Origin of the sequence: uncultured Methanobrevibacter sp., from assembly GCF_902801725.1 — an archaeon.
In the GTDB taxonomy this organism is placed as follows: Archaea; Methanobacteriota; Methanobacteria; order Methanobacteriales; family Methanobacteriaceae; genus Methanocatella.
The window spans coordinates 1-12279 of record NZ_CADCJB010000017.1 but is presented as its reverse complement, the minus strand read 5'-3'; the positions used below and the strand labels follow the sequence as shown (position 1 = coordinate 12279).

Sequence of the window (12279 nt, the reverse complement as noted above, 5' to 3'; positions counted from 1 at the left end):
TGAAATTATGGTTAAAATCGCTGTTTATCCTCCAAACTCATTAATCTTAGCAGATTTACTTGAAAGAAAAGGTCATACTCCTTTAGTTTTACAAAAACAAATCAGACAAAAAATTAAAGACCCTGAAATTGATTCTCCACCAATGAATATTACCGAAGAGGATCCAATTAAAGGACTTAAATACGCCGCTATTGAAGTTCCTTCCGGTGTTCGTGGAAGAATGGCAATTATCGGGCCAATTATAGACGAAGCGGAAGCGGCTATTGTGGTTGATGGGGCTCCTTATGGTTTTGGATGTATTGGTTGTGCAAGAACTAATGAACTGTCAATATTTTTACTCAGAAATAAGGGCATTCCTGTTTTGGAATTGGATTATCCAACTAATCAGGATGAAACATATGTTATGGTGAATAAGATAAATGAATTTGTAGATTCACTTGAAGAAACTGTTGGGGAGGAATAATAATATGGTTAAAATTGCTTTAGTTTCATGTGGAACAGAATATAGTGGAATTCAAAAAGAGATTGAAAAAGCAGCAAACAAGTTCGGTGCTGAAATTGTTCTTCCTGAAATTGATTTGGATTATATTGATGAATCTTATGAAAAATTTGGATTTTCAGCTCAAAGTTCAAGTTTAAAATTAATGATTGCAAGGGCTATGGCTATTGTTGAAGGCAGATCCAAACCTGATGCAGTATTCATTGCTACTTGTTTCAGATGTGCGGAAGCGGCATTGGTTAGAAATGAAGTGAGGAGATTTATTCAAAACAATACTCGTATTCCCGTAGTTACTTATTCATTTACTGAAAGGACAAAGGCGGATGAACTGTTCATTCGTATGGAAGCATTGGCTACTACAGTAACTCGTAGAAGTATTCTTGCTCGTGAAAAGCAAGAAGGTCTTACCCTTGGGCTCGACTCAGGTTCAACCACTACAAAAGCAGTACTTATGGAAAACAACCAGGTTATTGGAACCGGTTGGACTTCCACTAAAGACATTATTGAATCTGCAAAAACTGCAGCTGCAGAAGCATTTTCACAGACAGATTACGATTGGGATGACCTTGACGGTATTGGAACTACTGGTTATGGTAGGTTTACCATGGGTCAGGAGTTCAAAGCAGAACTCATTCAGGAGGAATTGTCCGTGAATGCTAAAGGTGCAGTATACCTGGCAGATTGTCAAAAAGGAGAAGCTACTGTACTTGATATAGGTGGTATGGACAACAAGGTTATTACAGTTAACAACGGTATTCCGGATAACTTTACCATGGGAGGTATCTGTGCAGGTGCATCCGGAAGGTTCCTGGACATGACTTCTCGCAGATTGGATGTGGACATCACTGAATTAGGTCCTTTGGCGGTTCAGGGTGACTGGAGAAAAGCGATGCTGAACTCTTACTGTATTGTATTCGGTATTCAGGACCTTGTTACCACACTTGCTGCAGGGGGTTCCAAAGCGGATGTTGCAGCTGCTGCATGTCACTCCGTATCAGAACAGGTTTACGAACAGCAGCTTCAAGAGATTGATATCCGTGAACCGCTGATTCAGGTAGGAGGTACAAGTTTGATTTCAGGTCTTGTTGAAGCTGTAAGTGAAACTTTAGGCGGAATCGAAGTTATTGTACCTGAATATTCTCAACATATCGGTGCTGTAGGAGCAGCTCTTTTAGTATCTGGAATGGGACACAGACAAGATGATAAATAGATGAAGGGTTGATTTAATGTTAGTTGAATGCTATGATGAAAGAGGTGCTGAAGTTTATGAAATCATCATCAAGCAGATATTTCAGGATTTGGTTCTTGGGTCTTCTGTAGATGATTTGAAAGCTTATGTCAATCCTGATGACCCGGTATTTGTCTTAGCTATTAAAATGAAAAAAACATCTAGTGTTGTTTTATTTAAGGATGTAGCTAATTTAACTTATGATAAGGAAAATGACATTACTAGAATTTTAATTGATAATGAGAATTATCTTCCTAATATCCTGAAAATGCTATGGAGATCATTTTCAAGGGATGAAATCTATCAGCCGAACAGATATCAGCTGGAAATATCCGGTGACCATATGGATTTGGAAACCGTGGTGGTTGATGACCCACATTCCAACTTGCAAAGACGCATTTACGATGCAGTATTTAGAATATTGCCTGAAGGATTTAAGATAATCAAGGATATGTCTACTGAAGATATCGTGTGTGTTGTGGCTACTGATGAACTAATCAAGGATGCATGGATTGAAAAAGCTAATGAGTATATCGCTGAATTAAATGAAGGCATATAGAAAAGTTTATATATTTGTTCGTATCAATACAAATTAACAGTTGTTATATAGAGGAGAAGTGATAGTATGGCTGAACACAAAGGTTCAAGATTTGCACATATAACTAAAGCGCATCCATGTTTTAATGAAAAAATGCATGATAAAGTAGGTAGGGCACATGTACCGGTAGCACCAAAATGCAATATATTCTGTAACTTCTGTACAAGGGATATAAACAATGAAGAAGACAGGCCTGGTGTCACCAGCTGTGTCATGAATCCTGATGCGGCGATTAATCATGTTAATGAAGTTACTGCAGATGGTCCAATTTCTGTTGTTGGGGTTGCAGGTCCGGGAGATTCCCTTGCTAATGAGGAAACTTTCGAATTCTTTGAAAAATTGGCAAAAGAGCAACCTGACCTAATCAAATGTATGAGTACTAATGGGCTTTTGCTACCAAAATATGCAGATAAGCTTGCAGAAATTGGAGTAAATTCTGTTACTGTTACAATAAATGCAATAGACCCTGATATTGCTGTAGATATTTATTCTTTCATTAACTATGAAGGAAAGATATACAAAGGGTATGAGGCTGTTGAAATTTTAATTAAAAACCAATTGGATGGTGTTGAAAAGGCAGCCGCCAATGGTATGGTTGTCAAAGTTAATTCCGTTTTGATTCCAGGATTGAATGATGATCATATTGTTGAAATAGCCAAGGAAGTTAAAAAAAGAGGTGCTTCTTTAATGAATGTTTTACCTTTAATTCCTTTAGCTAAAATGAAACATTATTCTCGTCCGGACTGTTCCATGATGGAAAGCGTCAGAGAACAGGTTGAAGAGATCATACCTGTATTCAGGGCTTGTACCCAATGCAGGGCAGATGCATACGGAATACCTGGTAAAAAGAGTGAAGACCACCATTTAGGAATGACTCCACAAAGTCATTACTAACATTAAAAAAGTTATTTTGACTTTTTTATTTTTTTTTTCTATTTTTGACATTAAAATTCTATTGCATTTTCAATAGTGGATTAATTATTTTGTCTTAAGATATAATAATGTCATGTCATCATATTGTTCTTGTTCTTTGGTAAACTTATTGATGTCTTTTAATAATGGTTCAATAGGTTCATCCTGTTTAAATGAATTAAAGAAGTTTAAAAGCCTATCTTCACCGTACATTTCATTGTTGGCATTGTTTGCATCAGTTATTCCATCAGTGTATAGCACTATTTCATCTTTTAAAGTTATTTCATTTTTGCTAAAGGCAAAATTTTCCATTATTCCCAGAACTATTCCCTGATCTGAATTTAAATATTTGAACTTTCCATTTTCTTTTATTAATGGAGGATTATGTCCTGCATTTGTAAAAGTTAGTTTTCCGGTGGATTTATTGTAAATTCCAAGCCACAATGTTATAAACATTGCTTCAGAATTATTTTCACATAATTGGTTATTTATGGAATATATGACTTTTGAGGGATCTAATTCAATTTTAAGCAACTGCTTTATCATAACTTGTGTATTCATTGCAAGTAATGCTGCAGGAACACCTTTTCCTGATGCATCACCAATTGTAATGACCAAATGGTCTTTATCCAAAGGATAATAATCAAAAAAGTCTCCTCCAACTTCTTTTGCAGGTTCTGAATATCCGTCAACAGTGTAATCGTCATTTGTAAGTACGTCAGTTGGGAGGTTTGATGCTTGAATTTTTGTTGCAATATGAAGTTCCGCTTCAATTCTCTTTTTTTCGCCTTGGATGTCTTGAATATTGTCTATATAGTTGTTGTTAAATTTAATTAGGTCAGTATATGAACGGGCAAGTGTTCCTATTTCTGTTTCTTCAGGCGCATATCTTGAATATATTTTCACTAGTTTTTCAGAGTCTATTTTTTCATTTTCTTCGATGAAATCTTCAATTTTTGAAAAGGACAATATTGGATTTATAACCTTTATTTCAATATATTTTAAAACAGTAAATGATGGAATGAAGAAGATTATCAGTAACAGGTCAATTAACAGCATCATTGAAATCATGATTCCATTTATGTTTAATGGGATGAGTTTGTTAATGGCTGAAATCATTATTCTGTCATAGGATATTATAATTCCGATAATTATGATGAATAGTATTGCTAAATGGAATATGTTCATTATATCTTCAGGGATAGACCTGGAATTATCATCAGATACGTTAATTGTATTTGGCTTTGTCAGATATGCACATAAAAGTAATGTAGTCACTATAAGTTCAGCAATTATGATGTTTCTATTTAAATCGATGCTGTAGTTGATTACTATTGTTGCAGCTACTGATATGAGCAATAAGATTTCCAAAGCCAGATATGCTTTTTCATTGACTTTTTTGCTGGATGTTTTTGGAATGAGTGTCAAATCACGTTTATTGGAAAGCCATATTCCAATTATTCCAAAGACGAATGCTGAGTTAATAAAGTTTAGGAAGTATCTGAATTCGATGAGATTCTTTATTGGAATGGTGTCAGGATATGCTAGATAAGCCAATTGTCCATGCATCACTCCGTATAATACTCCACAAATTAGAATGAGCTCTATAAATATGAGGATATTGGTTGTATTGTTTATTTTTGGTCTTGTAACTTTGGTCCTCTTGTTATGGTTGCTGTACCATAATTTATATGCCAGATAGGATATTGCAAAACTAATGATAAAAGAGGGTATAAACATTGTTGCATTGTATCCTCTTATGATATCACATATGAGGTTGGCACAAGCAGATCCGATAGCTCCATATGGTCCGAATAGTAATCCGGAAACAAATAGTACGCCAACATGTGGGCTTAGCCCTCCCCCTAAATTTTCTCCATTTGTCAGATAATAAACACCTAAATTAAAAATTATCATTAATATAAAGGGAATTAAAATCTGTTTCAGCTTTTTTTTCATTCTTTCACATTCTTAACAATTTTCAAGTGATTTTCACTATTTTTGTATTCGTAGGACATGTCATCAGACATTTGCTTAGTTAAAAATATGCCTAAACCACCAATTTTAACTTCATCAATATTATCTGATGTTTCTGGATCTTCAGTTAAAAGAGGATTAAATTCTATTCCATTATCAATAAACTCAAGTGTCACTGTATTATCGTCAAATTCGACATTAACGGTTATAATGTCTGTTTTTGAATAGTTGATGATATTGACAAATATTTCTTCAACAATTAGATTAACTTGAAGGTTTTCCTTTCCAAGTTCATTTGAAATAAACTGGTTTAAGGTATTCAATTGTGATAATTCTGGTTTTAAAGTTATTGAAGTCATTATTCTATTTTTTTGTAGTTGTAGTATCAATATTGTTTTTGACAGACGAGTTAATTTCTTATAATTTTTTAAGATATGTCCTGATAATTACTGATTGTATTTTTGTTCAATATTTATTTTAAATATTTTGTTTAAAAAACTTTTTGTATAATTAATTCATTGATGTCATTCAAATTGGGTTATGGGCAATTGAAGAAATTCAGGTAATGTCGTTAATGTTAATCTAACCGATATTCTGTAAAATTAATTATACTAGAATATTGGGTTTAACAATTGGGTATTCATAATTAAAAATTTAATTGTGATTTTTTTGATTCATATATCGCAATATTAAATATGGATGAAAAAGATAGTTTAATTAGTATAATTTTGAGGAAAAGATACTATGGTTGAAACATATGTTTTTGGACATAAAAGTCCTGATAGTGATTCTATTACATCAAGTTTAGTAATGACTAACTTAGAAAATGAATTAGGTAACAGTGAAGCAAAAGCTTACAGATTAGGTAATATCAATAAGGAAACTGAATTTATCTTAAATTATTTGGACATGGAAGCGCCTGAACTTTTGGAAGGTGTTGAAGATGGTGCTAATGTAATTTTAGTTGACCACAACTCTCCTGCTGAATCAGTTGATAACTTGGAAAATGCAAATATTTTAAAAGTTGTCGACCATCATAAACTGGCTTTGGAAACATCTTATCCATTGTTTCTGAGATTTGAACCTGTTGGATGTACTGAAACAATTTTGTGCAAATTATATGAGGAAAATGGTGTTGAAATAACCAAAGAAATAGCTACATTGATGTTGTCAGCTATCATTTCAGACACTTTGCTTTTAAAATCACCAACAACAACAGATGATGACAAATTGGCTGTTGAAAAACTTGCTGAAATAGCAGGAATCGATGCAGAGGAATACGGTTTGGAAATGCTTAAGGCTGGGACTGACTTAAGTAGCTTTTCAATCGATGAAATCTTATCTTTGGATGCAAAACAAATTGACTTCAAGGATGTCAAGTCTATAGTAAATCAGGTCAATACAGCAAGCATCAGTGATGTTTTGGAGATGAAAGATGAATTGGAAGCCGGAATGAATAAAATAATTGAAGAGGAAGACTTGGACTTATTCATGCTTTTAATTACTGATATCGTTAACAGCAATTCTCAGGTTATTGCACTTGGTAAAGATGCAGAGCTTGTTGAAAAGGCATATGATGTCAAATTAAAAGATAATACTGTATTGCTTGAAGGTGTTGTGTCACGTAAAAAACAAGTAGTGCCAATAATGACAGAAAATGCATAATATTTAGGTTTTTCTAAAAAAATTCATTTTTTTGGCATTCGTATAAAGATTTATAAACTAGTTTGATGAAAATATAAATTAGATGTATTTTTATACATCTCTAATCAATCCGTTTTGGATATTATTAGCGGAGAGCATAATTAAAAAATTGTCTATAAATGGACTTAGAAACTAACAATTAATTATGCTTTCAACTATTTTTTACATATTTTTTTACAGGGTGTTAAATTATGAAAACACTTGAATGGGAAGATAACAGATTAAAACTTATTGATCAGACAAAGCTTCCTGATGAACTGACTTATGTTTGGTGTGATAATTATCAGGATGTCATTGTTGCTATTCGTGATATGATTGTGCGTGGAGCCCCTGCTATTGGAGTTACTGCAGGATTTGGAATGGCTCTTGCAGATATTGAAGGCGTTGATTTGGATAAAGCTGCCGATGAGATTAAGGCCGCCAGGCCAACTGCAGTTAATTTATTTTGGGCAGTGGATAGGGTATTGAACAGTGATGATCCGTTGAAAGAAGCTTTGAAAATGTATGATGAGGATATGGCAACAAATAGGGCTATTGGAAAATTTGGTGCTGAAGTAATTGACGAAGGAGATACAATTTTAACCCATTGCAATGCTGGAGCTCTTGCATGTGTTGATTATGGAACTGCTTTGGGAGTCATAAGGGCTGCTCACGAACAGGGAAAGAATATTGATGTGATTTGTGATGAAACTCGTCCACGTGGTCAGGGAGCCAGTTTAAGCGTATGGGAGATGCAGCAAGAGAATATTCCTGTAAAATTAATTCCGGATGTGGCTTCAGGATTTTTAATGTCACAAGGTAAAATTGATAAGGTTGTAATCGGTGCTGATAGAATCGCTAAAGGCGGTGTTGTAAATAAGGTAGGTTCATTCATGGTTGCACTTGCTGCAAAACATCATGATATTCCATTTTATGTGGCTGCACCGTACTCAACATTTGATAATGAAATATCTATTTTTGATACTGTTATTGAAGAGAGGGACGGTGATGAGGTAAGATATTATGGGGGAGCAAGAATATGCCCTGAAGGAACTGAAGTCATCAATCCTGCATTTGATATAACTCCAAAAGAGCTGATTACGGGCATTATTACTGAAAAAGGTATTATAGATCCAATCTAGATAGAATTTTTCGGTCGAATTTCAATTGGTGATGCTTTCGATTTTTAAGAGTATATGGCGGATGATATTGAATTCATCGTAAAGGATGCAATATGCATAACAATTAAAAATCCGCAAGAGGGCATTTTATTAATGAAGTTTTCAAAAAATGCCCGAAGGCAATGGAATTGAGGATAAATATAAACGCAAGGGATTCAACATCCCATCTTTTTTAATTGTAAGCATTACAGGTTCATGCAATCTTATTAAGGAAAGTTCTATTCTTGAATCTTTCGAGTCCAAATTTTTCCGGTCTATAATGGATGGCAATATTCTTAAGGAAGACCATGATGTGGTTGAGTATTGTTTGAGCAGGGGATAAAGTTGAAATTATTGGATACTGATAATTGATGTGATTCGAATTCAATAACAATGTATATTAATCTTTACATTTTTTTAGATTATTTCAAATTAGATTAGTTTTTATTGGTGAAATGCTTATTTTAGTGGTTATTTGGTTGTTTTGATTGATTTTTTTTGGTTTAAAGTTTTTCAATAACTATTTAAATAATAAATTTTAAATATTAATATAATTTCTAGGCAATTTATTCATAATTCTTTGCTTATATGCAGTTTTGATATTGTGTATGCTATGAGATTTTAACTTGTTAAATGTTGTTTGAGGGATTTAGTATGGAAATTAAAAGTAATAAATCAGCAAATTATCCTTTATTGATAAAAGATTTGGTTAAAGAATTGTTAAAAGATGATTTTGTCCATTTTAAAATTTTATGTGCAAATGAAGTTCATCACTTTAATAAAGAAGACGAATCAATTATTGAGTTTGAAGAAACTTATGTGAAGGAAACCAGCGAAAACGGTGACATGTTGTACATTCCTTATCCGGATATCTTCAGAGTTAAATTATATAGGGATATGGAACAATATCTTGAAGACGAAAAGAAATTTAACGCATTCAATGATGATGATGACTGGACTGGAAACAGAATCCAGTTCTAACTATTTTTTTTTATTTTGCTCTTTTTTTTCAATTTTTATATTTTTAGAAGTAATGATTTTAAATAACTTTGATTAAATAATTTAGAAAAAAGATGGTTTTTTAAAAATTAATAATTTAAGGTTTAAAAATATTCTGTTAAATTAATCATCTGATTTTTCAATAACTTTTCCGTCAATGGCTACATGCCACTCTCCGGGACTTGTGGATTTGACTTTGCGGGTATTGATGATTTCCACATCCTTTCCGATATTGCTGCAGGCACTTTTCAATCGATTAATTCCCTGTTCATATGAATCAGAAAATTCATAGTAGTTGATTATTCCACCATCTTCAATTAAATCAACCGCAACATCAAGGAAAGTATATGCAAGACCTGGGAGGTTCATAATTATTCTGTCAAATTTTGTGTTAAATGATTTACTAACTTCCCGAACATCTCCGCAGTATGTTGTGATGTTTCCTTTCAGTTTGTTTAGCTTAATGTTTTCATCCAAATATCTGATTGCGGATTCATTTATGTCAACTGCGATTATGTCTACGTTTCTGTTTTTAGCAATTACAATTGGAAAAGGTCCAATTCCGCAAAACATGTCTAGGATTTTTTCACCGTCTTCAACACTTTCCATAACACGTTTTCTTTCTGTTGCGAGTCTCGGTGAAAAATAAACTTCTTTGACATCCAATTTCAATCTTGCACCATGTTCCTTATGGATTGTTATGGAGTCATCCTCTCCTGATAGGAATTCCAAATCTCTGATGCGTATTGTTCCTTTTATTGCACTTTTTTTCATATAAATTGCTTTTCTTTTTGTAAATTTAAGTGCTGCATCCCCTATAATCTGCTTTTTGCCAATTAGGTTTTCAGGAATTTCCAGAATAACAATATCTCCGATGGTATCGAAGGATGTTCTGAGGTTTTCAATTTCTTCCGAGGTCAATTCATCTTCAAGCAATTCAGAAAAATTGTGGGCAGTTCGTTTTAATGGCTCTAACTCGATGTCTACGATTTCATAATCATCAACATCTTCATTGACTGGAATATATCCGTATTCATTACCTGCTTTTATTCTATATTCCATATTCATCTGGCCATTTTCCATCAGTTGTACACGGGTATCATTCAGCTGTCTTAATGGAACTTTTACACATTTCATAAGATTTATTATGTTTAAATTATTATATAATGTATATGTTTTATTTAGTGGGTTTAGGTTTATTTGACCATAAGGATATTTCTATTAAGGGTTTAGAGTGCTTGAAAAATGTCGATAAAATTTACGCTGAATTTTTCACATCAAGACTGTTCGGTTCAAGTTTTGAGGCTATTGAGGAATTGGTGGGTCAAAAAATTGAAATATTGGTTAGAAATGAGGTTGAAGAGGAGTCTAAATTTATTGAAGAGGCAAAAACTTCTGATGTTGCTCTGATTACTGGAGGGGATCCTTTAATTGCAACCACACACAGCGATTTTTTAGTGCAGTGCAGTAAAATGGGAATTGATTATGAAGTTATTCACGGATCTTCAATTTTATCTTCAGCGCCTGCGATTTCAGGTCTTCAGGGATACAAGTTCGGTAAGGTGACAACAATACCTTTCCCAGATTATAATTTTTACCCCAAATCTCCTTATGAAGCTATCGAAGAGAATTTAAGAATGGATTTACACACTCTTGTTTTGCTTGATATTCAGGCTCACAAAGACAGGTACATGACTGTCAATCAGGGTTTGGAGTACTTGATGAGCATTAAGGATGATTTGGATCGTGAAGGTTTGATTACGGAAGATACATTGGCTATGGGGATTGCCCGTGTCGGCTCCAGTGATGTCGTTGTAAAGGCAGGTAAAATTTCCGAACTGATTGATTATGATTTTGGAGGGCCTCTTCATTGTATCGTAATTCCATCCAAGCTCCATATTGTTGAAGCGGAATATTTGGTGGAGATAGCAGGAGCTAACCCTGAAATTTTAAATGAAAATTAGTTTAAAAGGGGGGGAGTGGAAGTAGTCGTGTTTCTACTTCCCAAATAATGAAACATATTCTAAACATTTTGGAGATTATAAAATGGTTGACTGATGTTCACATTAGATATGAAATTTACTTCACATCGTATATTAGTTATATTTTTATATTATATAAATGTTTTTATTTTATTTTTCATTAATTTAATGAGATTATTATTAGTTTATTCATTAATAATTTCATATTAAATTTTTTTTGGATAATAAAAAATTAATTTTTTATTCAAATTTTTAGTATTTTTTTAGTAATCCTATACATGTTTTCTTTTTTAAGGGTGTTGCGGGGTTTTTGATGGAGTTTGCGATATTGAATGTAAAAAAGTAAAAAAGAAGAATTCTTCTCCTAGGTTAATGAGGTTTTTGTCAAATTTTGCACAGATGTTGGTAGATGGCAGGTTCTGTTCTTCATAACTGTATTCAAAAATGCTGGCTGTAAGTAGGATGTTTACATATTGTATTTATATTCAATTATTGTTTCGGCAACATGATATTTCTATATTAATATTCGTTTTTACACATCAAACTGACCTAAAAAAACACTGACGCATTTATTAACTAGTATACACAATCTAATTGTATGTCTAAAAACAAACGCGTAACTATAAGCATCAATAATGACATTGACTTGAATTTTCGTAGAATCGCCTCCAGTAAGATGCTATTTAAAACGGGATGGTATTCAAAGGCTATTGAAGAGGCAATGTTATTGTGGATTGAAAAAGAAGAAAAATAATTTCTTATTTTTTCTTTTTTTCTCTTTTTTTACTGTAAAGGGTGTCCGCCAAAATTGATTTTTGATTTTTCGTCAAAAAATTTTTTAGCTTAATTTTTATTATTTTTACTATATTCTTTTAAATTTTTATTTATTTTAATTTTTATAGATTATTTATTTTTTAAATCGTTATTAGATTTCATATTGCTTTTATTTTATGTTTTAATTGATTTTTAGATAGTTAGGTTTATATACTTTGTTGTATATATTTTATATTAAGTATAAGTTGATTTGGTGTTGTTTTTTATGGTTAAAAGAAAGTTAAATAAGAATCAGAGAAAATTAGGTATTAAGACACTTGATTAGAATGTTCCAGCCAACCATATTTCTCGTTTTGTCGTGGAATTTGTTGAAGAAGTTTTTCCACTTTTAAATATCAAAGAACCCAAGAAAAAGAAAGGAAGAGACTCCCTTCCAGTAGATTCAATGTTAAAACTACTTATTTATG

At 32.7% G+C, this 12279-nt stretch carries 12 protein-coding genes; 9 read left to right on the top strand and 3 right to left on the bottom strand.

The genetic code is table 11. From position 1 onward, the window contains the following. Positions 1–7: 7 nt before the first annotated feature. The 4 genes from QZV68_RS05030 (at position 8) to QZV68_RS05015 (ending at position 3219) form a co-directional block, all read left to right on the top strand. Positions 8–463, top strand: coding sequence for a methanogenesis marker 5 protein (locus QZV68_RS05030; RefSeq protein ID WP_296879185.1), 456 nt, complete (start codon positions 8–10; stop codon positions 461–463). Between the two features lie 4 nt (positions 464–467). Continuing rightward, positions 468–1709, top strand: a complete 1242-nt coding sequence (locus QZV68_RS05025) for a methanogenesis marker 15 protein (protein ID WP_296879183.1) — start codon at positions 468–470, stop codon at positions 1707–1709. A 16-nt stretch (positions 1710–1725) separates the two neighbouring features. Further along, complete coding sequence (locus QZV68_RS05020) at positions 1726–2286, top strand: methanogenesis marker 17 protein (RefSeq protein ID WP_296879180.1); 561 nt, start codon at positions 1726–1728, stop codon at positions 2284–2286. Positions 2287–2352: 66 nt separating this feature from the next. Continuing rightward, a complete protein-coding gene (locus tag QZV68_RS05015) occupies positions 2353–3219 on the top strand; it encodes a radical SAM protein (protein ID WP_296879178.1) in 867 nt (288 codons plus the stop codon). An 84-nt stretch (positions 3220–3303) separates the two neighbouring features. Here the strand turns inward: QZV68_RS05015 and QZV68_RS05010 are convergent, their stop codons facing one another. After that, positions 3304–5196 (bottom strand): PP2C family protein-serine/threonine phosphatase, encoded by a 1893-nt coding sequence (locus QZV68_RS05010; RefSeq protein ID WP_296879176.1) that lies wholly within the window; start codon positions 5194–5196, stop codon positions 3304–3306. After that, a complete protein-coding gene (locus QZV68_RS05005; protein WP_296879174.1) occupies positions 5193–5573 on the bottom strand; it encodes an ATP-binding protein in 381 nt (126 codons plus the stop codon). The genes QZV68_RS05010 and QZV68_RS05005 overlap by 4 nt, the downstream gene beginning before the upstream one ends. 385 nt (positions 5574–5958) lie before the next feature. Here QZV68_RS05005 and QZV68_RS05000 point away from each other — a divergent pair, with 385 nt between their 5' ends. The 4 genes from QZV68_RS05000 (at position 5959) to QZV68_RS04985 (ending at position 9038) form a co-directional block, all read left to right on the top strand. Beyond that, a complete protein-coding gene (locus QZV68_RS05000; RefSeq protein WP_296879172.1) occupies positions 5959–6879 on the top strand; it encodes a manganese-dependent inorganic pyrophosphatase in 921 nt (306 codons plus the stop codon). A gap of 230 nt (positions 6880–7109) precedes the next feature. Continuing rightward, complete coding sequence (gene mtnA / locus QZV68_RS04995) at positions 7110–8039, top strand: S-methyl-5-thioribose-1-phosphate isomerase (protein ID WP_296879170.1); 930 nt, start codon at positions 7110–7112, stop codon at positions 8037–8039. A 148-nt stretch (positions 8040–8187) separates the two neighbouring features. Beyond that, complete coding sequence (locus tag QZV68_RS04990; RefSeq protein WP_296879168.1) at positions 8188–8400, top strand: hypothetical protein; 213 nt, start codon at positions 8188–8190, stop codon at positions 8398–8400. A gap of 311 nt (positions 8401–8711) precedes the next feature. Then, a complete protein-coding gene (locus QZV68_RS04985; protein ID WP_296879166.1) occupies positions 8712–9038 on the top strand; it encodes a hypothetical protein in 327 nt (108 codons plus the stop codon). Positions 9039–9179: 141 nt separating this feature from the next. On the opposite strand, the gene QZV68_RS04980 is transcribed toward QZV68_RS04985, so the two are convergent. Further along, entirely contained in the window at positions 9180–10193 is a 1014-nt protein-coding gene (locus QZV68_RS04980) for a class I SAM-dependent methyltransferase family protein (RefSeq protein WP_296879164.1), read from the bottom strand. Between the two features lie 35 nt (positions 10194–10228). On the opposite strand from QZV68_RS04980, the gene dph5 reads away from it, so the two are divergent. Then, positions 10229–11020 (top strand): diphthine synthase, encoded by a 792-nt coding sequence (dph5, locus tag QZV68_RS04975; RefSeq protein WP_296879162.1) that lies wholly within the window; start codon positions 10229–10231, stop codon positions 11018–11020. Positions 11021–12279 lie beyond the last annotated feature (1259 nt).

Bases quoted from the DNA above. Each gene is read 5' to 3' on its own strand.
- dph5 (WP_296879162.1), top strand. From the start codon at position 10,229: ATGTTTTATTTAGTGGGTTTAGGTTTATTTGACCATAAGGATATTTCT.
- QZV68_RS05005 (WP_296879174.1), bottom strand. From the start codon at position 5,573: ATGACTTCAATAACTTTAAAACCAGAATTATCACAATTGAATACCTTA.
- QZV68_RS05030 (WP_296879185.1), top strand. From the start codon at position 8: ATGGTTAAAATCGCTGTTTATCCTCCAAACTCATTAATCTTAGCAGAT.
- QZV68_RS04985 (WP_296879166.1), top strand. From the start codon at position 8,712: ATGGAAATTAAAAGTAATAAATCAGCAAATTATCCTTTATTGATAAAA.
- QZV68_RS05025 (WP_296879183.1), top strand. From the start codon at position 468: ATGGTTAAAATTGCTTTAGTTTCATGTGGAACAGAATATAGTGGAATT.
- QZV68_RS04990 (WP_296879168.1), top strand. From the start codon at position 8,188: ATGCCCGAAGGCAATGGAATTGAGGATAAATATAAACGCAAGGGATTC.
- QZV68_RS04980 (WP_296879164.1), bottom strand. From the start codon at position 10,193: ATGAAATGTGTAAAAGTTCCATTAAGACAGCTGAATGATACCCGTGTA.
- QZV68_RS05010 (WP_296879176.1), bottom strand. From the start codon at position 5,196: ATGAAAAAAAAGCTGAAACAGATTTTAATTCCCTTTATATTAATGATA.
- QZV68_RS05020 (WP_296879180.1), top strand. From the start codon at position 1,726: ATGTTAGTTGAATGCTATGATGAAAGAGGTGCTGAAGTTTATGAAATC.
- QZV68_RS05015 (WP_296879178.1), top strand. From the start codon at position 2,353: ATGGCTGAACACAAAGGTTCAAGATTTGCACATATAACTAAAGCGCAT.
- QZV68_RS05000 (WP_296879172.1), top strand. From the start codon at position 5,959: ATGGTTGAAACATATGTTTTTGGACATAAAAGTCCTGATAGTGATTCT.
- mtnA (WP_296879170.1), top strand. From the start codon at position 7,110: ATGAAAACACTTGAATGGGAAGATAACAGATTAAAACTTATTGATCAG.